Below are 19,388 nucleotides of genomic sequence, written 5' to 3'. Positions count from 1 at the left end.
TGTTAAATTTAGATAAAATACCATTTAAAAAAAGGTTTTTTATGGATAAATTTGATGAGTGGAATGAGGTTAAAAAAAAGATTAATACTTCAAGAAATACAGGCGTTGGGGTTGGCAAGATTTATTGGGTTAGTATAGGGCAAAATGTAGGTAGTGAGATTTATGGTAAAGGTGAAAACTTTAGAAGACCTGTTTTAGTTATAAGTAAATTTTATATACCAAATTATATAAATTCATTTTTAGGTATTCCATTAAGTTCAAAAACAAAAGGAAAATCCGGGAGGATGTTTTTTAAATTTGTAGATAGCGAAAATAAAAATCAAGTATGCTTAATATCACAAATAAGGGTATTTGATACAAAAAGAGTTATAAGCAATGCAAATTTCTCTATAAAAAAAGATGATTTTTTAAAAGTGAAAGAAAAAGTTATAAATATAATATCCCAGCACTAAGGCTGGGGACCCGAGCCTTGAAAAAATCAAGGGGGCAAATCTCCCTAAAAGAAGTATTAAAAACTCTTAAAAGTGTTTAATACTTCCTAAGAAACACTGCAAATTATACCAAATCTTTTTTAAAATAAACTTTAATACATAGCTTTTAAACACTATCTCATCATGGGCTTGTGAAAAAAATCGTAAAATAACCCTATAAAAAAAAGACCTTTTTTATTATAGATGAAGAGTATAAACTTTTTTATTATAGAGGTTTAAGAGAGTATAAAACTACAAAAGGATTTTTAATTGATATTTGCTTGAACACTCAAGATATTTATGCTGAAATTTTAAAAAATCATACTAAAAATAACATTTAGGAGAATATAATATAACTTATATTTTTTCATAAAAAAAATAGTAAAATAACTACAATAAAAACATTTTAAAATATAAATTTAAAGGAATATAAACAAAATGGATTACATTTCAGGGTGGGAAGCATTAAATATACCTAGTGAAAACGGACTTATTGCTGATTGGCACCCATTATATTATTTTAATAAAAAACAAGATATAAAAAAATATAGTTTTAATGAAATTTTAGGCAATAGCGGTATAAAAAAAAGATATGTAAAAATGCTAGACAAAGAGGAGTATGTAGCAAATTATCCAAGAGCTATAGCAGATTTAGTTTATCATAATGAAATAAAAGGATTAAAAAATTGTGTTAATGATTTTTTAAATGATGATGAAGAAAAAGAGCTGTTTGAATATTTGAAACTTATAAATAACAATGAAGTAGTAGATAATTTTATGAAATTTGAACTAACTAAGCTATATTTTAAGGATAAAAAATTCTAGAAGAATATCAAAAAAATAGATTTAATTTAATAAAAGATATTTTTTAGCAAATTTTAACTCAAAAAAGCCCAGTAAATCAAAGCTAAAATTATAAATATTATAAAAAATTTTAACAAAACTCTTTTTGGTTTTATCTCAAAATCAAAAATATATTTTATAAATTCTATGCAAATCACTGAAAACATACAAAGAAAAACTGAGATTAAACCCATAAGAAAGCCAGCATCAAATCTACTTCCGTGGGATAAAGTTGTTATAAATTCTATACCATGACTTCTTCTGCTATTTTTAAAAGTTAAAATTTCTCCACTAAAAACATTATATACCGCCCAGCCAAGTATTCCAATCATGATAATAAGTCCAGTAGTGTAGAAAAATGGACTTTTTGAAAAATCATCATTTCTTTTGCCAAATGGAATATCTTTGTTAAAAAAGCTTATAAAAAAAGAGTATGAAAAAAATATCCAATAAATTATTGCAATTGGCATCATATATGATAGAAAAAACAGTAAATTTCCAGGAATGCCTTGCTCAATGCAAATTTTAACAATGGCAAAAATTTGTGACATAAACTCGCAAAATTTAGTTAAAAAATAACTATTTTCTAGTATATTTTTTGGTATTAAAAATACAGTTGTAGATAAAATTAAAATAGCATAAAAAGATGCAAATATCTTTTTTTCAGGTATTGGTTTTTTTGATTTTGCGTATTTACTTAAGATATTTCCAAATTTTGTTTTCACGGTTTTAAATCACCAACATCGCATCACCATACGAGTAAAATCTATATTTCTCATCTACTGCAACTTTATAAATTTCCATAGTCTTTTCATATCCTATAAATGCAGTTACAAGCATAATTAAAGTCGATTTAGGTAAATGAAAATTTGTCAAAAGATAGTTTTGTCTAATTGGGCGATTTTTATAATTTAAAAATAATTTACATTCTCCATTTAAAACATGGTTTCTAGCGTAATCTTCAACAACTCTTGTTACTGTTGTTCCGACACCTAAAATAGGGCGATTGCTTTTTAAAATTTCAGCTGTATCATTTGGAATATTAAAATATTCTGAATGCATAATATGTTTATTTATATCCTCAAATTCAACACTTTTAAAAGTTCCAGCTCCAACATGTAAAGTGAGATAGTAAATTTCGTGTTGTTTCCTTAAAACTTCTAACATTTCATCACTAAAATGAAGCGATGCGGTAGGGGCTGCAACAGCTCCTGAGTGTTTTGCAAAAACACTTTGATACCAAATTTCGTCATCTTTGGTATCATTTCTTTTTATATATGGCGGAAGTGGGATATGACCAATTTTATTTAAAATTTCAAAAACTTCACTCAAATTCAAAATCTTGTCACCACTATAAAACTCAACTATTCTACTTCCATCATCAAATATTTCAAGCACTTTTGCGATTAAATTTTCATTAAAATAAAGCTTATCAAAAGGTTTAACCTTGCCTTTTATATAAACACTAAATTTTCCATCACTTAAAGGACGATTAATTAAAAGCTCTATTTTTCCACCACTTTGTTTTGTACCGTAAATTCTTGCTTTTATAACTTTTGTATCATTAAAAATAATGTCACATTGTGGTAAAATTTCAGGTAAATTACCAAATTTATGATGCGATATAGAGTTACTTCTTCTATCGTACACTAAAAGCTTTGCTTCTTCTTTTGGCATTATTGGAGCCGTTGCTATCAATTCATTTGGTAAATAGTAATCATATGAGTTTAAATTATCAAGCTTATTCATTTTCTTCATCTTCAAAAAGTGGTTTTTGTGGATTTACTGTTTTTGCTATAAAAATAGAAACACCATAAAGTAAAATTAAAGGCACTGCAAGCATAAATTGACTAAATATATCAGGTGGTGTCATAACTGCAGCAAAAATAAATATTATAACTATTGCATATCTAAAAAATCCTGCTAAATCTTTATCTGTAATAAGCCCTATTAAAGCTAGAAAAAATGTAATAATTGGAAGTTCAAAACTAATTCCAAAAGCTAAAATAAGCTTTATAAAAAAGCCTATATACTCACCAACTCTTGGAAGTGCAGTAAAAGTATCTCCACCGAAGTTTATTAAGAAATCAAATGCTGTAGGAAGTACTATAAAATAACAAAATGATGAACCGATTAAAAACATAATAGTAGCACTTGCAACAAATGGAAGTATATATTTTTTTTCATTATCATAAAGACCTGGAGCTATAAAAAGCCAAAGTTGCCAAAAAATAACTGGCAAAGAGAGTAAAAAACCTGCAAAAAATGATACTTTCATAGCTGTAAAAAAAGCTTCTGCTGGATGAGTAAAGATAACATTGCTACTAGGAGGTAAAACTCCCTCAAGTGGAGCAAGTAAAAAATCAAGTATATTTTCCCAAAATAAAAAGCATACTACAAAGCCTACTACAACGCTCATAGCTGCTATAAATAGTCTTTTTCTAAGTTCAACTAAATGCGGGATTAAATCTTCAAACATTTTCATCCTTTTTTAAATCGCTATTTTTTTCTTCTATATTGTTTTTTGCCAAATTTTCACTTTTATTATCATTTGAATTTTCAGTTTTATTTTCAAGTATATTTTCTGGCATTTTTTTAACTTCGTCTATTTCATTTTTAATATCAGATAAGCTTGTTGTAACCCCTGTTTTTACTTCATTTATACCACTTTTAAGCTCTTCAAGCTCTTCAAAAGTAAGCTTTTTTTTGATATCATCTTTTGTTTTTGCGATACTTTCTTTATATTTTTTTGCATCTTCTTTAAGTTCTGCAATTCTCACTTCTTGGTCAAAACTTTGTTTTGCATCATTTATTGTTTTTCTTATAATTTTTAGATATTTGGCGATTTCAACCATTGCTTTTGGCAGTTTTTGCGGACCAAGTGCTAAAACAGCGATTATGGCAATGACTAAAATTTCAGGAAAACTCATTCCAAACATAATTTAGTCCTTTTAAAAAATAATTTGTTATTTTATCAGTTTTTCTTTAATTTAGTGTAAAACTATCATTTATGAAAAGGGCTATTTCATCAGCTAATAAATAATTTTTATTGTAAAAAATTCCATTTTTTAAGAAAAGTTTATTTTCATCAACTAAAATTTGAGCTTTTTTAAGTTCAGTTTTGTTTAGCAAATTTTCATTTACCCCAACAATTGATCTAAATCCCAAAAACAGTCTTTCAAGTTTTAAGTCATTATTGTTTAAGCTCTCAATATCCCTAAAATTTGGATTTTTTATATATGATTTTGTATCTTTTAAAGCATAAAATCTCTTATTGTCTTTAAACCCAACACTATAGGCACCAAAACCTATATAATTTTTTCCTTGCCAATAAGCAAGATTATGTTTACAAACTATACCAAAATTTGAAATTTCATACTGATTAAAACCAATCTCTTCAAGTTTTTTAAATAAAAATTTTGCTAAGTTTATACTATCTTTTTGATAGCTTTTTTTATCTTCAAATTTAGTATTTTTTTCTAAAATAAGAGAATATGCGCTAATATGAGAAAGTTCTAGTTGTTTTAAATTTAAAATTTCATCTTCAAGTAGTTTTTTAGAATCAAATTTAGTTGCATAAATTAAATCTACATTTATATTCTTAAATCCAGCTAGTTTAGCCTTTTCAACAGCTTTTATAGTATCAAATTTTGTATGGTTTCTACCTAAAAAAATTAACTTCTTTTCATTAAAGCTTTGCGTTCCAAAGCTTATTCTATTTACCCCAATGTCTTTTAAATCTTTAAGCCATTTAAAATTGGCCGAGTTTGGATTTGCTTCAAATGTTATTTCACTATCATCATCCAAGAACTTCTCAAATAACTTAAAAATTTTGGCATAATAGCTTGATTTTATAACACTTGGTGTTCCACCACCTACAAAAATTGTTGAAATTTTACTTAAAGGTGTATTTTTTATCTCAAAACTTAAAGCATTAAAATATTCATCTACTAGATCAAATTCTTTATCACTTGAACCAAAAGCACAATAAGGACACTTTTTAGCACAAAATGGAATATGTATATAAATGTGCAAAATTTACTCTTTTTCAAATTTTTTTAAAAAAAAATTATATAAAAATTTAGTAAATTTAGTAAATTTAACATAAATCTAAACAAACACTAGCTAAAATCTATAAAAAATTTTAGGATTGTAAATGGAAAAAAACTATAGACCTAATGTCGCAGCTATTATAATGTCATCTTTATATCCTTTTGAAATGAAATTTTTTCTAGCAAAAAGAGTTGATATAAAAGATGCTTGGCAGTTTCCACAAGGTGGAATTGACAAAGGTGAAACTCCTAAAATGGCACTTTTTAGAGAGTTAAAAGAAGAAATAGGAACTGATAAAGTGGAAATTATTGCAGAATATCCAAAATGGCTTAGTTATGATTTTCCAGAAGATGTTTTAGAAAAAATGAAACCATATAGCGGTCAAATTCAAAAATATTTCTTAGTAAGACTTAAAAAAAATGCTAAAATCAAACTAAATACCGAAATTCCAGAATTTAACGATTATAATTTTGTGAGTTTTGATGAAATCGATAAGAATGTAAGATCTTTTAAAAGAGAGTCTTATTTAGAGGTTTTAAACTATTTTAAAGATAAAGGTTATATATAATGCTAATAGTCCAAAAATATGGTGGTACAAGCGTTGGAACACTTGAAAGAATAGATTTAGTAGCTAAGAGAATAGCTAAGAGAAAAGATGAGGGAAATGGCCTTGTTGTTGTTGTTTCAGCTATGAGTGGTGTTACAAATAAATTAATTGATTATGCTGAGTATTTTAGTAAAAATCCAAGTAGTAGAGAGCTTGACATGCTTTTAAGTGCTGGAGAAAGAGTTACAAGTTCACTTTTAGCTATTGCACTTAAAGAACTAGGCTATAAAGCAGTGGCATTTAGTGGAAGACAAGCGGGTTTAAAAACAGATAGTTTTCATACAAAAGCTAAAATTGAACTAATTGACCCAACTTCTATAAATGAAGCTTTAAAAGATGATAAAATAGTTGTTATAGCTGGCTTTCAAGGAGTTGATAAAAACGGAGATGTAACAACTCTTGGTCGCGGGGGAAGCGATCTTTCAGCTGTTGCAGTGGCTGGAGCTATAAAAGCTGATTTGTGTGAAATTTATACAGATGTAGATGGTGTTTATACTACAGATCCAAGAATTGAACCAAGAGCTAGAAAGCTAGATAAAATAACATATGATGAGATGCTAGAGCTTGCAAGCTTAGGTGCTAAAGTTTTACAAAATAGATCAGTTGAGTTAGCAAAAAAATTAAACATAAATTTAGTCACAAGAAGTAGTTTTAATGAAAACGATGGAACACTTATAACAGGAGAAAAAAAGATGGAAGGTGCTATAATAAGCGGAATTGCACTTGATAGAAACCAAGCAAGAGTTACAATTAGAAATGTTGATGATAAACCTGGCGTTGCAGCAAAAATTTTTAAAATTCTTTCAACTCAAGAGACAAATGTTGATATGATAATACAAAATATAGGAACCGATGGTGTTGCAAACATAGGCTTTACTGTTCCTGAAAATGAACTTAATCAAACATTAAAAGTTTTATCAAATCTAGATGATAGTTTTAGTGTAGAAAGTGATAGCAATATAGTGAAAGTTTCAGTTGTTGGAATTGGTATGAAATCACATAGTGGAATTGCTGCTCTAGCTTTTGAGACTTTAGCAAAAAATGGTATAAATATACAGATGATTTCAACAAGTGAGATAAGAATTTCAATAATTGTTGAAGCAAAATATGGCGAACTTGCCGTTAGGATACTTCACGAAGCTTATGAGTTGTATAAATAATGCAAGATCTTTATAAGTGGAGTTTAACAAAAATTAGAAAAGACGCCTTGATGTCGGCGTGGATGGAAGATAGAAGAGAAGAGTGGTCTCCATTAACCGCATCAAGAATAAGATTTTTACTTGATGGGGTTGCTTTTTTAGTTTTTTGTGACGAGCAAAGAAGTTGGTTTGAGAGATATTTTTTAACAAATATTAATAAAAGCGATAATGAAAGACCAATTTTACCATTTTTTTCACTTCGTTCAATGTTTGCAAATTTGGATGAAATAAACACAAAGGAGGGTGTTGAACTACTTGATGATATGCTTAGTCTCGCTTTTCCAAAAGGATATCTATTTTTTTATATAGGTCGTGGCGGAACATCTTTTTCGCAAATTGCAAAAAGTAATGAAAATAGCTATATGTGGCTGATTGACGAGCATAGTGAAAATGCTTTTTATCTTGATGGTAAAGATGAAAATTTAGACATTAAATTGATTCAACTTTTTAAGCTTTTTAACTCAAGTATTAGTGCAGCTTTATTTGATGAGATAGTACTTTGAATAAAATCATAATTTGTAGAGATTTTGAGCTTATTAAATCAAATTTAATTAATAAATTTGGAAGAAATAATTTAAGAATATTTGAAAAAAGTGAAATTTTACTAGAGGATACTAACGCTGCAAAAGATGAAGCCTATATAGCAGAAAAAGAGCAAAAAATTATAGTTTTAATAGGACATAAATTTAAAACTGAAGCACAAAATTCACTTCTTTTAATTTTAGAAAATACTCCTAAGAATATTCAATTTATTTTAATTAGTAATAGTAAAAATGTATTTTTACCGACTATTAGATCAAGGCTTATTATAGAAAATCATTTTATAAAACAAGTTTTGCCTAAAACAGGACTAAATTTTAAAAATTTAAGTCTAAATGATATAAATATTTTTTTAAATAAACAAATAGAACTTGAAAAAGATGGTACTCTTGATAAAATAGCCTTACAAAATTTATTTTGTGCTATTGTAAGGGAGTGTTTTGAAAGTGGAATAAAATTTGATGAAAAAGAGCTTAATCACATAAATAAACTTATGATTTTAATTAATTTAAATACTAAAGCAAGATCAGTTTTAACACCACTTTTACTTATGATAATGGATACTAGGAGATAAATTTGAAGATTTTTAAGATAGATAATAAAACAAATTTTAATGAAATTTGTAAATTTATTAAACCTGAAAAAATTGGCGAAAAACTTATGAAAAAAAAGGCAAGCTTAAACTTTTTTTTTATAAAAGACCTTAAGGATCCGGCTGCAAATATATTGAAGCAAGATGCTTTAAGTATTGGCGCGGAGCTTGTTTGTCAAAGAAGCGCCATTTTAGGGCAAAGTGTCGGAAACGCACTTTTAATAGCTAATGATAAGCAACTTGCTAATTTGGCTAAAAAAGAAGCTTTGCAAGATTTTGGTTTAAAAAATCTATCTAAATTTATAAAAAAAGATTTTATAAAACCGAAAAAACCTAAAATAATGGGTGTTGTAAATATAAATGAAGATAGTTTTAATAAAGCAAGTAGAGTAAATACAAAAACTGGAATACAAAGAATCGAAAAACAAATTAATGATGGTGCAAGCTATATTGATTTAGGGGGAGTTTCTAGTAGACCAGGAAGTAAATATTGTGGAAGAGATGAAGAATTTAGAAGAATAAAAGATATTATTAGTGAAATTTATAAATTGAATTTATATGAAAAAGCAAAATTTAGCCTTGATAGTTTTGATGAATACTGCCTTGAATATGCGCTAAATCACGGTTTTACTTTTATAAATGATATAAGTGCGGATTTAAATCTTTGTAAATTGGCAAAAAAATATAACGCAACTTACTCTTTAATGCATATGAAAGGCGATCCTACAAATATGCAAAAAGATCCTAAATACGATGATGTAATAGATGAAATTGATGAATTCTTCAAAGTTAAATTAGATGAAATTTATAGTTATGGTGTTAAAGATATTGTGCTTGATCCAGGTATTGGTTTTGGCAAAAGTGCAAGTGATAATCTTTTTTTAATCAAGCATTTAGAGCATTTTTTACATTTTAATTTGCCACTTTTTGTAGGGGCAAGTAGAAAAAGCGTAATAAATTATTATTCTAAAAGCGAAGTTGATGAGCGACTTGCAGGAAGTTTATATCTGCATCTAAAGGCTTATGAAAATGGTGCAACCATAATAAGAACACATGATGTTTTTGAACATTCTCAAATGTTTAAACTACATGAAGCGATGAATAAAATATCTATTTGGTAAAAAATATATTTTGGTGATAACATGACAAGAGATGAGTATATAAAAGCAATTGATTTACTTAATTTATGGGCTAGGGCATACTACACAGAAGATGCTCCTTTGGCAAGTGATGAGGAATATGATAGTCTTTATAACAAAGTCTTAGAGTATGAATCACAAAACAAAAGTGAAATTTTAGAGTACTCTCCAACACAAAAAATAGGCGGAGCTATAAGCGATGGGTTTGAAAAACTAGCTCACATTAATCAAATGTGGTCTATGGAAGATATTTTTAATGATGATGAACTAATATCTTGGCTAAAAAGAGGTGAAAAATCCGGATTTGAGTTTTATTGTGAGCCAAAATTTGATGGAGCAAGTCTAAATTTACTCTATGAAAATGGCATTTTAAAAAGTGCTGCAACAAGAGGCGATGGGGTAATTGGCGAAGATGTAACGCAAAATGCAAAAGTTATAAAAAGCATTCCATTAAAGATTGACTACACAGGAAAAATAGAGATAAGAGGTGAAGTTGTAATATCAAAAAGTGATTTTGATGAATTAAATTTACAACGCTCAAAAAACGGTGAACTTCCATTGGCAAATCCTAGAAATGCAGCAGCTGGAAGCTTGAGACAGCTTGATAGCAGTATTGTTGCTAAAAGAAAACTTAAATTTATTCCTTGGGATGCAGGCTATAATGAATTAGGTTTTAAAACTCATTTTGAGATTATGAGCTTCATTAGAAAACTTGGTTTTTTACAAGATAGTTTTATAAGAGTTTGTAAAACTAAAAATGAAATTGCTAAAGCTTATGATGATTTAGTCGCAAAAAGAGATGATAAAGAGATCTTAATGGATGGAATGGTCATAAGAATAAATCTGCTTTCAAAATGTCAAGAACTTGGATATACTGTTAAATTTCCAAAATTCATGGTGGCTTATAAATTTAAGGCAGTTGAAAAAGTAACAAGACTAAAAGATATTGCTTTGCAGGTTGGAAGAAGTGGGGTGGTAACTCCAGTTGGAGTTTTAGAGCCAGTTGAAATAGATGGTGCTATTGTAAAAAATGCAACTCTTCATAATTTTGACGAGATAAAACGCCTAGGACTTATGAAAAATGATTTTGTAAATATTATAAGAAGTGGCGATGTAATACCAAAAATAACAAGTGTTTATAAAGACAGGCGAGATGGAAGCCAGATAGAAATTTCACGCCCTAAAACTTGTCCAGTTTGTGGCTCGCATCTACTCGATGAGGGTGTGTTTGTAAAGTGTCAAAATCTTGATTGTAAAGCAAGGGTTATAAACTCACTTATTTATTTTGCTTCTAAAAAGTGCATGAATATAGACGGACTTGGTGAAGCTATCGTAAAAACACTTTTTGAAGAGGGAAAAATAGCAAAAATTCCAGATATTTATAATCTAAAAAAAGAAGATTTAGAAAATTTAGAAGGCTTTAAAGATAAAAAAATTGCAAATTTACTAAATGCTATTAATAGTTCTAAAAATTCTCCACTTTATCGATTTATAACTTCTTTGGGAATTGAACATATAGGCGAAGTTGCAGCAAAAAAATTGGATGAAAGTTTTGGACTAAAGTGGATTAATGCTAAAAAAGATGATTTTTTAAATCTTGATGGCTTTGGGGAAGCAATGGCTGAGAGTTTGGTTGAGTTTATAGAAACAAATATGGAAAAAATTATAAATTTAACTAATATCATAAATCCTAAACCATCAGTTTTTGAAACTAAAAATAGTGCATTTAATAATAAAACTGTTGTGATAACTGGAACTTTAAGTAAAAGCAGGGATTATTTTAAAGATTTACTTTTAGAAAATGGTGCAAAAGTTACAAACTCTGTTTCTAAAAAAACTGATTTTTTGCTTTGCGGAAATGAAGCTGGAAGCAAATTAGAAAACGCATTAAAACTTGGTGTTAAAGTTATAGATGAGATTGAGTTTTTAAAACTTTTAGAAAGTGAGTTTTAAAAGAGTAAAAATGAGAGCTGATTTATATGTAGCAAATGCTTTAAATATAAGTAGAAACAAAGCAAGTGAATTTATAAAAGATAAAAAAATTTTAATAAATGGTGAGCTTTTAGAAAAAAACAGCTTAGATATTAATAATGCAAAAGTTGAAATAATGAGTGAAATTTATGTCTCTCGTGCAGCCTTTAAGCTTAAAGAGTTTCTAAAAGATACTGATTTAGATTTAAAGAACAAAACAGTTATTGATGTTGGCAGCTCTACTGGAGGTTTTATACAGATTTTACTTAAAAATAATGTCAAAAAAGTTGTTGGTGTTGATGTTGGAACAAACCAATTAGATGAAACATTAAAAAAAGATGAAAGAGTTTTTGTTTATGAAAATTTAGATATAAAAAACTTTGAAAATAAAGAAATTTTTGATATCTTAACTTGTGATATAAGTTTTATTTCATTAAATTTGGTAATTGAAAAACTATCAAAGCTTTTCACAGAGTTTGCTATAATTTTATTTAAACCACAATTTGAAGTTGGTGTGGAGGCAAAAAGAGATAAAAAGGGCAGGGTTTTAGATGAAAAAGCTATTTTAAAAGCTATGAGTAAATTTGAACTAAATGCTGCAAAACAAGGACTGATAATGCTTAAAAAAGAAAAATCAAAACTAAAAGGAAAAAATGGAAATGAAGAGTATTTTTACCTTTTTAAAAAATAGGGGTTTATTAGTATGCTTTACAGCTTTAATTTTACTAAGTGGCTGTAATAATGCAAATTTAACTACACCAAAAAGAGTTATAAAAGGGGACTTTGATATCTATAAATTTAGTGGAACTTGGTATGAAATAGCTTCTATGAATGATGCAAATTTAACAAATTCAACTATAAATTTCAGTGTATATAATAATGAGATAAAGGTTATAAAAAGTTCTACTACAAAAGATAACAAAGTTGTAAAAGATGAATATAAGGCAAGATTTGGTTTAGATGATAATAAAAGCATGATTGAAATTTCAAAATTTGGGCTTGTTTATGAGCCACTTTATATAGTAAAAATAGATGCTTATAAATATGCTTTAATTTATGGAAAAGATCATAAAAAGCTTTATATATTATCAAGAACTAAGCAAATTCCAGCATTAATTGAAGCAATTTATTTAGAAAATGCCAAAAAAGATGGCTATAATGTTGAAGATATTAAATGGATAAATCAAAAATAAAATCTCTTGCTATTGGACATTTTGATGGTATTCATTTAGGTCACAAAGCTCTTTTTTCATATTGCTACGATGGTGGAATTTTAGTCATTGAAAATGATAGATTAAAGCTTACTCCCAAAAGAGAATCTTTTATAAATTTACCTATTTTTTATAAAAACATTAATGATATTAAAAATCTGAGTCCAGAAGAGTTTATAAAGCTTTTAAAAAATGAGTTTGTAAATTTAAAAAAAATAGTTGTTGGATATGACTTTAAATTTGGAAAAAACAGAAGCGCGGATGCTATTTTTTTAAAAAATATTTTCGATGGTGAAGTTGTAATAGTTAATGAAAAAAAGATTAATAACATTTCAGTTCATAGTGAAAAAATAAGGGAATTTTTAAAAAAAGCTAATATAAAAATGGCAAATTTACTACTAGATAGAGTTTATGAGATAAAAGGAAATTTGATAAAAGGTCAAGGTTTAGGTAAAAAAGAGCTTTTTTCAACTATAAATTTAGATACAAGTAACTATTTTTTACCAAAAAATGGCGTTTATGCAACTTTTACAAATCTAAATAATAAAGACTTTAAAAGTGTTACTTTTATAGGAAATAGGCTTTCAACAGATGATAAATTTAGTGTTGAAACACATATAATAGAGCCATTTAGTGAAGACAAAATAAATGGTAAAATTACAATAAAATTTAAAGATTTTATAAGAGATAATAAAAAATTTGAAAATCTAAATGAGTTAAAATTTCAAATTACAAAAGATATATTAAAAGTGCAAGATATTTTAAAAAAGGATGAATTATGAAAGATGAAATTTTCAAACAACCAATTTTAAAACAATTTGAATTTGATGAAAATGTTGCAAGTGTGTTTGATGATATGATAAGTAGATCGGTACCATTTTATGATGTTTCATCAAATTTAATAACTCAAATTCTAGTAAAATATCTAGATAATCAAGCTTTTATAATTGATCTTGGTTGCTCAACTGGTGCTTTGCTTTTTAAACTATTTGAAAAAAATCCAAAATTTAGACTTTGTGGAGTTGATAATTCAAAAGCTATGCAAGAAATTGCAAAAAATAAAGCAAAGGCGTATGGAAGCAAGGTTAATTTTATAGAAGCAGATGCATTAACTTTTGAGTTTAATAGTGCCAATGCTGTTATTTTAAATTACACTTTACAATTTATTCGTCCTTTAAAAAGAGTAAATTTTATAAAAAAAATATATGATGGACTAGAAGAGGGCGGAATTTTCATACTTAGTGAAAAGCTTCTTTATGAAGATAAAAAGCTATCTAAAAATATGATAGAAATTTATGAAGAATATAAAGAAAAAAATGGCTATTCAAAATATGAGATTGCTCAAAAAAGACAAGCTTTAGAAAATGTTCTTATACCTTTTAGCGAAGATGAAAATAAAAAATTATTAAAAGATGTTGGATTTAAAGTAGTAGAAACTATCTTTAAATGGGGAAACTTTGCCTCATTTATGGCGATTAAGAATTAAAAAAACAAAATTATAAATTTGCAGCCTAAGGAAAAGGCAAATGGGATTTTTTTATAAAAAATGTGAAGTTTGTGAAAATAAAATAAAAAAATGTAATTCTATGAAAGAGTATATTTTTGGAAGTGTGGAAGTAAATTGTAACAACTGCCAAACAAAATACAAGCCAAGAGCAGGAGGTCTGCTTTCTATTATATATTTTCTATATATTTGGTATATTATGCCTTTTATTAATATTTTATTTATTGTTTATGCTTTGGATAATTTTATACCTGTAAGCTTTGGTTTTGAAATTTGGTTTATAGCCATTTTTTTATATTATTTAAGTTGGCGCTTATTGATAGGTTTTTGGCCTTTAAAAGTAGATATACAAAAAGATTAGAAATGCTAAAATTTAAAAAATAGCCCAAAATAGGGCTATAAAATTTATCTATCTCTTAAACCAAGCTCAGATACAATTTTTGTATATCTATCGTAATCTTTATCTTTTAGATATTTCATAAGCTTTTTTCTTCTGCTTACAATTTTCAAAAGACCAAGTCTTGATGAGAAATCCTTAGGATTATCTTGTAAGTGAGAAGTAAGTTCTTGTATTCTAGCTGTTAAAAGTGCTATTTGAACTTCTGTTGAACCTGTATCGTTCTCTTTTTTAGCGAATTTCGCAACTATTTCTGATTTCTTTGCCGAATCCAAAGCCATAATGACCTCCTGACTGGTTAAATTAAAATGAGTCTTAATGATACCTAAAAAAAATAAAATCAAGCTTATTTTATAAAAAATAATTAAAATTTGCTTATTTAAACTTATTAATAGCTAAAACTTACTAAAATAGCAATATATTTTTTTAAGGAGTTTGGATGCTTTTTACAAAAGCCAGCGAGTATGCACTGCTTTCACTTATATTTATAGCTAAAAAAGATAGCCCACAAGATGTAGATACTATATCAAAGGAGCTTGATATTTCAAAAAGCTTTTTAGCTAAAATACTGCAAAATTTAGCAAAAGCTGGAATTTTAGTTTCATATAAAGGTGCAAACGGTGGTTTTATGCTAGCAAAGGAAGATTTTAATCTAAAAGAGATAATTTCCAAAACCGAGAAGCATGCAGGAAGCGTTTTTGAGTGTTCGAAATCAAAAGATGAGTGTGAAAAAAGTGATAATTGCCAAATTTGGAATACTTTTAATACTCTTCAAAACCAAGTAGATGACTTCTTAGAAACAATTTTTTTAAAAGACATAATAAAAGAGAAAATATGAAAATTTACCATTTATCACACACAGATTTAGACGGATATGGAGCACAGTTAGTTACAAAACATTATTTTAAGGATATTTTATTTTTTAATTCCAACTATGGAAGAGAAATAGAGGCTAAATTTGAAGAGATTTTAAATTTAATAGAAAACAGTGCTAAAGTTAATGAAAATAATGAAAAAATTTATGAAAAATCAATTGTTTTAATTACAGATTTAAATTTAAGTCTACAACAGTGCGAAAAATTTGAAAATGCATTAAAAGATAAAAATTCAACTATTTTTTTACTTGATCATCATCAAACTGGACTTGAGTGCTCTAAAAAATTTCCTTGGTATTTAATGGATAGTTCAAGATGTGCAACTCTTATAACTTATGATTTTTTTAGTAAATTATATGGTGAAGATGATAGGCTTTTTAAGTTTGTAAATGTTGTCAATGCTGTTGATATCTGGCTAAAAGACAATCATTGGTTTGAAATGGGTAAGGTTTGCATGGGTGTAGTAAGTGGAGCAAAAGAGATAAATAAGATAATGTTTGATGAAAATAGTAGAGAGTATATATTTTATCTTTTAGATAAATCACAGACTTTTTTCGATCAAGATAACGGTCATATTGCACTTGATGAGACTTTACATAAAATAAAAAAAGAGTATTTCAAAAAGCAAAATGATGACACACTTAGTAATTTGATATCTAAATTTATAGTCGAAAAACTTAGTGCTGATAGAGAAAAATTTGAAATATCATATTTGGATAAAAAAGGCATTCTGACATATAATATCGGAAATACTTCAATCATAGGAAATGATTTTTTAGTGCAAAATCCTGATATTGACTTTTTTATAGATGTTACTTCTAAAAAAACATTGAGCTTTCGTGCAAATGGAAATGCGGATGTAAGTCAAATGGCTAAAGACTTAGTCGGTGGAGGAGGGCATGTAAATGCAAGTGGTGGATTTTATGCTGGATTTAAAGACGGCTATAATTACCAATCCATAAAAGATCAAATAACTGATTTAATTTCTAAAAAAACTTCTTTAGCTTAATTTAGTAATAAAAATATTGGTAGAATTAATTTACTTTAAAATTTAGCTACCAATATTTAATCTTTTTTTTCTACATACTTAATTTTATAATTACATCAAGCTCTCTGAAAAGCAAAAACACAATAAATAATATAACTTATGCAAATAAAACGGTTTTAAAGCGGATTAAAAACAAAATTAAAAAATACATAAAAACATACTAAATATAAAGCTAAAAAAACTATGATAAAAAGATAAATACAAAGTAATTTTAATATTTTGTATTGAAAACTGTAATTTTCAAACTTTTATAAATTAAAATCCCCTGGCAAAATAAAACCTTGCTAAACAACGATATATAGTCATTTCCATACTTTACTTTTTGAAAATTTAAAACTTATCCATAAATAATAATGCAATAAAATGTGTATTTTGGTTTTCAAGTTGATTTTTATGCAAAAGTATAATAAAGCATTTTTTAAAAATAAGAAAATGATGAAAAATGCAATAATATTAATATGAAATCTAATATATGAGAAAAATATAATAAGGGCTCTGCCCTATTAATAAATTTAATGGTTGTAAAATTTTATAAATAAAAAAGAAAAAATTATAAGGATGAAAATAAGATCATTTATTGTATTAAAAAAATATCCTAGAAGTAAAAAAGCTATTAAGTCCTATTTATGACATAACCAGCTGCATTAAATACATATCTTCGCCATCAAGCACTTCAAGGTCATTTGAGCCACATTTTGGGCATAAAAACTCATTTTTATTAAGCACGCTTTCTTTTCCGCATTTATTACACTTAACAACGACATCTTGCAAATTTATAATGAGTTTTGCATCTTTACAGACTGTATCTTTTTGATAAACTTCATAAGCACTTTTTAAAAGATGTGGTTCAACACCACTTAAACGCCCTATTTTAAGATGAACTTCTTCTATTTTGTTCTTATTATTTTTTCTTAAATTTTCTTCGCAAAGTGCAACTAAATCAATTACTATTGAAAGCTCATGCATATTTTTCCTTTTAAAGTCTTATATATTTTGCAAATTTATAAATAAAAATTTCAAATTTAACAAATTCTAGGAAGTAACTCACCTTTTGGTGGTTCTAAAAATCTCTCAACTCCATAAAGTGTTTCTAAAATCACCCTATTTTCTTCATTTTCTATAACTTCTCCTATGATATTTGCATTTTTATCAAATTCGCGTAAAATTTCTAAACATTTTGGAGCCTCTTTTTCACAAACTGCCAAAACAAAAGTTCCCTCATTTGCTAAATCATACGGTTCAAAGCCTAAAATTTCACAAATCCCTTTAACTTCATCGCTTATTTTTATCGCCGATTCTTTGATCTTAATGCCAATTTTACAAAATTTCGCCCACTCGTTTAAAACCGCACTTATTCCACCTCTTGTGGCATCTCTCATCGCTAACGGTGTAATTCCAGAGTTTAGAATTTTTTCAACTATTAAATTTAGCGGCTTACAATCACTTTTAAGCTGACTTTCAAAACCAAGCTCATCTCTTGCTTGCATTATCACACTTCCATGTCTAGCGATATCAGAACTTACTAAAATTTTAGCTGGTGCTTTTAAATTTGCAGTATTAATTGGTTTTATGATCTCTCCAACACCACTTGTATTTATAAAAATACCATCGCATTTACCCTTTGGAACTACTTTTGTGTCACCACAAACTATAAAAACTCCTGCTTCTTTTGCAGTTGTGCTCATTGAGTTTAAAATTTGCTTGAAGTCTTTTATGCTAAAACCCTCTTCTATTATAAAACCACAACTTAGATAAAGTGGTTTTGCTCCAACCATAGCAAGGTCATTTACAGTGCCACAAATAGCTATCTTACCGATATCTCCACCACTAAAAAATAGTGGTGTTACAACAAAACTATCAGTTGTAAAAGCTAAATTTAAAGAGTTAAATTTTAAAATTGCCGCATCGTTTGCACTTTTTAAAATTTCATTATCAAAGGCTTTGAAAATTATATCATTTATCAAAGCATTCATCTCTTCACCGCCACCACCGTGACTTAAAAGAATTTGTTCTTTCAAAATTTACTCCTATTTAAAATAATCTATAAAACTTATCACTTTTTTTATATTTTGTGCGAAATTTATCGCATCTTTTTCATTTACTTCAAAAAATAAAGATGGGTTATAACTAAAATGATAATTATTTAAAAAAATATAAAATTTCCCATTTATAAAAGCATAGCTTGCCTGCCCTGCTCCTATTGTGTTTTGAAAATTTACTATTTTTTCCATATCCAAAAAACTAAGCAAATACCTAGCTTCTACAGCATCGTCGCTAAATATTCTAAACTCGTCATTAAAAGTGCTATTATCAAAAATTTCTTTTTTCCCATTTATTTTTGTGTTGTAGGATTTATCAACAATTATTGTTTTTGATTTAAAATTTTTATCTATCACAAAACCCAAAATAACACCTGTAAATTTTGATAATTCATACTTCATTTTTTTTAAGCCATTTATTAACTTTCCAAAATCACCACCCACGCTAGTATAATTTTCACAAGTTTCTGCTATACAAAACTCAAATTTTGTATCTTTATGAAAACCTTTTACTAAATCATGAGTTGCAAAGTCATAATGAGCATAAATTTCTACACTATTTATAAAATTACTTCCGAAACCATCTGCTGGGTTATAAGTATAGTTTTTTAAAAATTTTGAAACTAGTTTTTCTTTTATATAATTTTCAAATTTTATATTTTGTTTTTTTAAATAATTTAAATACCTATTTAAAAAAAACAACGCTATAAAAAACAAAGGAAAATAGGCTAAAAAAAGCAAATTTGCTTCTGGGTATTTCTCTTTAATATCAGGAAAATACTCACTAAAAATTTCAAATATCAAAAAAAATAAAAATAAAAAAGCTGGAACTAAAACAAAAAAAAGCCTATAATTTAAAATGGCTTTTTTTAGTATTTGTTTTCTTTCTAGCTCTTCCAC

24 protein-coding genes are annotated in these 19,388 nt (G+C 27.2%); 15 read left to right on the top strand and 9 right to left on the bottom strand.

The annotated features are described in order from the left end of the window. The first annotated feature begins 41 nt into the window (after positions 1-41). Positions 42-452 carry a type II toxin-antitoxin system PemK/MazF family toxin gene (locus O6B72_RS04725; protein WP_269492370.1) on the top strand — a complete coding sequence of 137 codons (411 nt, stop codon included), beginning with the start codon at positions 42-44 and terminating at the stop codon, positions 450-452. 456 nt (positions 453-908) lie between these two features. Continuing rightward, positions 909-1,295 (top strand): hypothetical protein, encoded by a 387-nt coding sequence (locus O6B72_RS04720; RefSeq protein WP_269492368.1) that lies wholly within the window; start codon positions 909-911, stop codon positions 1,293-1,295. Positions 1,296-1,348: 53 nt separating this feature from the next. Here the strand turns inward: O6B72_RS04720 and O6B72_RS04715 are convergent, their stop codons facing one another. The 5 genes from O6B72_RS04715 to hemW are packed head-to-tail and all read right to left on the bottom strand — an operon-like array spanning position 1,349 to position 5,348. Then, positions 1,349-2,038 carry a hypothetical protein gene (locus tag O6B72_RS04715; RefSeq protein ID WP_269492367.1) on the bottom strand — a complete coding sequence of 230 codons (690 nt, stop codon included), beginning with the start codon at positions 2,036-2,038 and terminating at the stop codon, positions 1,349-1,351. A gap of 4 nt (positions 2,039-2,042) precedes the next feature. After that, positions 2,043-3,062 carry a tRNA preQ1(34) S-adenosylmethionine ribosyltransferase-isomerase QueA gene (gene queA, locus O6B72_RS04710; RefSeq protein ID WP_269492366.1) on the bottom strand — a complete coding sequence of 340 codons (1,020 nt, stop codon included), beginning with the start codon at positions 3,060-3,062 and terminating at the stop codon, positions 2,043-2,045. Next, a complete protein-coding gene (gene tatC / locus O6B72_RS04705; protein WP_018713116.1) occupies positions 3,055-3,792 on the bottom strand; it encodes a twin-arginine translocase subunit TatC in 738 nt (245 codons plus the stop codon). Before tatC ends, queA begins: the two co-directional genes overlap by 8 nt. Next, positions 3,785-4,252: a Sec-independent protein translocase protein TatB gene (gene tatB / locus O6B72_RS04700; protein ID WP_269492364.1), complete on the bottom strand. Its 468-nt coding sequence runs from the start codon at positions 4,250-4,252 to the stop codon at positions 3,785-3,787. Before tatB ends, tatC begins: the two co-directional genes overlap by 8 nt. 46 nt (positions 4,253-4,298) lie before the next feature. Then, the gene (gene hemW, locus O6B72_RS04695; protein WP_050334711.1) at positions 4,299-5,348 is read right to left on the bottom strand and encodes a radical SAM family heme chaperone HemW; all 1,050 of its coding nucleotides are present in this window, start codon (positions 5,346-5,348) and stop codon (positions 4,299-4,301) included. Between the two features lie 121 nt (positions 5,349-5,469). Between hemW and O6B72_RS04690 the strand changes: the two genes are divergently transcribed. From O6B72_RS04690 to O6B72_RS04640, 11 genes are read left to right on the top strand one after another with little or no spacing between them, the layout of a single operon-like run. Continuing rightward, complete coding sequence (locus O6B72_RS04690) at positions 5,470-5,934, top strand: RNA pyrophosphohydrolase (RefSeq protein ID WP_018713113.1); 465 nt, start codon at positions 5,470-5,472, stop codon at positions 5,932-5,934. Beyond that, positions 5,934-7,133, top strand: a complete 1,200-nt coding sequence (locus O6B72_RS04685; RefSeq protein WP_269486465.1) for an aspartate kinase — start codon at positions 5,934-5,936, stop codon at positions 7,131-7,133. The genes O6B72_RS04690 and O6B72_RS04685 overlap by 1 nt, the downstream gene beginning before the upstream one ends. Then, positions 7,133-7,675, top strand: a complete 543-nt coding sequence (locus tag O6B72_RS04680; RefSeq protein WP_018713111.1) for a HobA family DNA replication regulator — start codon at positions 7,133-7,135, stop codon at positions 7,673-7,675. The genes O6B72_RS04685 and O6B72_RS04680 overlap by 1 nt, the downstream gene beginning before the upstream one ends. Continuing rightward, the gene (locus O6B72_RS04675) at positions 7,672-8,286 is read left to right on the top strand and encodes a DNA polymerase III subunit delta' (protein ID WP_269487479.1); all 615 of its coding nucleotides are present in this window, start codon (positions 7,672-7,674) and stop codon (positions 8,284-8,286) included. The genes O6B72_RS04680 and O6B72_RS04675 overlap by 4 nt, the downstream gene beginning before the upstream one ends. A 2-nt stretch (positions 8,287-8,288) precedes the next feature. Then, positions 8,289-9,425 (top strand): dihydropteroate synthase, encoded by a 1,137-nt coding sequence (gene folP / locus O6B72_RS04670; protein ID WP_269492363.1) that lies wholly within the window; start codon positions 8,289-8,291, stop codon positions 9,423-9,425. 21 nt (positions 9,426-9,446) lie between these two features. After that, complete coding sequence (gene ligA, locus O6B72_RS04665; protein ID WP_269492362.1) at positions 9,447-11,396, top strand: NAD-dependent DNA ligase LigA; 1,950 nt, start codon at positions 9,447-9,449, stop codon at positions 11,394-11,396. A gap of 10 nt (positions 11,397-11,406) precedes the next feature. Next, positions 11,407-12,105, top strand: a complete 699-nt coding sequence (gene tlyA, locus O6B72_RS04660; RefSeq protein ID WP_269487481.1) for a 23S rRNA (cytidine-2'-O)-methyltransferase TlyA — start codon at positions 11,407-11,409, stop codon at positions 12,103-12,105. Beyond that, positions 12,074-12,607 (top strand): lipocalin family protein, encoded by a 534-nt coding sequence (locus tag O6B72_RS04655; RefSeq protein ID WP_016647019.1) that lies wholly within the window; start codon positions 12,074-12,076, stop codon positions 12,605-12,607. Before tlyA ends, O6B72_RS04655 begins: the two co-directional genes overlap by 32 nt. Further along, positions 12,589-13,407, top strand: coding sequence for a bifunctional riboflavin kinase/FAD synthetase (locus tag O6B72_RS04650; protein WP_269492361.1), 819 nt, complete (start codon positions 12,589-12,591; stop codon positions 13,405-13,407). The genes O6B72_RS04655 and O6B72_RS04650 overlap by 19 nt, the downstream gene beginning before the upstream one ends. Beyond that, on the top strand, positions 13,404-14,111 hold the full coding sequence (gene cmoA, locus O6B72_RS04645) for a carboxy-S-adenosyl-L-methionine synthase CmoA (protein ID WP_269492360.1): 708 nt from the start codon (positions 13,404-13,406) through the stop codon (positions 14,109-14,111). Before O6B72_RS04650 ends, cmoA begins: the two co-directional genes overlap by 4 nt. A gap of 40 nt (positions 14,112-14,151) precedes the next feature. Beyond that, positions 14,152-14,490: a hypothetical protein gene (locus tag O6B72_RS04640; RefSeq protein WP_016647016.1), complete on the top strand. Its 339-nt coding sequence runs from the start codon at positions 14,152-14,154 to the stop codon at positions 14,488-14,490. A 44-nt stretch (positions 14,491-14,534) separates the two neighbouring features. On the opposite strand, the gene rpsO is transcribed toward O6B72_RS04640, so the two are convergent. Further along, the gene (rpsO, locus tag O6B72_RS04635) at positions 14,535-14,807 is read right to left on the bottom strand and encodes a 30S ribosomal protein S15 (RefSeq protein ID WP_016647015.1); all 273 of its coding nucleotides are present in this window, start codon (positions 14,805-14,807) and stop codon (positions 14,535-14,537) included. 158 nt (positions 14,808-14,965) lie between these two features. On the opposite strand from rpsO, the gene O6B72_RS04630 reads away from it, so the two are divergent. Together O6B72_RS04630 and O6B72_RS04625 are read left to right on the top strand one after the other, a co-directional pair. Then, complete coding sequence (locus tag O6B72_RS04630) at positions 14,966-15,364, top strand: Rrf2 family transcriptional regulator (RefSeq protein WP_018713100.1); 399 nt, start codon at positions 14,966-14,968, stop codon at positions 15,362-15,364. Then, positions 15,361-16,410, top strand: coding sequence for a DHH family phosphoesterase (locus tag O6B72_RS04625; protein WP_269492359.1), 1,050 nt, complete (start codon positions 15,361-15,363; stop codon positions 16,408-16,410). The genes O6B72_RS04630 and O6B72_RS04625 overlap by 4 nt, the downstream gene beginning before the upstream one ends. Positions 16,411-17,073: 663 nt before the next feature. Here O6B72_RS04625 and hypA read toward each other — a convergent pair. Genes hypA through O6B72_RS04610 form a run of 3 tightly spaced genes read right to left on the bottom strand, consistent with a single transcriptional unit; the run spans position 17,074 to position 19,388 of the window. Continuing rightward, complete coding sequence (gene hypA, locus O6B72_RS04620; RefSeq protein WP_016647012.1) at positions 17,074-17,415, bottom strand: hydrogenase maturation nickel metallochaperone HypA; 342 nt, start codon at positions 17,413-17,415, stop codon at positions 17,074-17,076. 56 nt (positions 17,416-17,471) lie between these two features. Continuing rightward, a complete protein-coding gene (hypE, locus tag O6B72_RS04615; RefSeq protein ID WP_258298471.1) occupies positions 17,472-18,467 on the bottom strand; it encodes a hydrogenase expression/formation protein HypE in 996 nt (331 codons plus the stop codon). A 9-nt stretch (positions 18,468-18,476) separates the two neighbouring features. Continuing rightward, on the bottom strand, positions 18,477-19,388 hold the full coding sequence (locus O6B72_RS04610; protein WP_018713097.1) for a DUF3137 domain-containing protein: 912 nt from the start codon (positions 19,386-19,388) through the stop codon (positions 18,477-18,479).

Source organism: Campylobacter ureolyticus, from assembly GCF_027277485.1.
Taxonomy (GTDB): domain Bacteria; phylum Campylobacterota; class Campylobacteria; order Campylobacterales; family Campylobacteraceae; genus Campylobacter_B; species Campylobacter_B ureolyticus_B.
The sequence above is the reverse complement of the archived record's forward strand: the minus strand, read 5'-3'. Positions and strand labels throughout refer to the sequence as shown.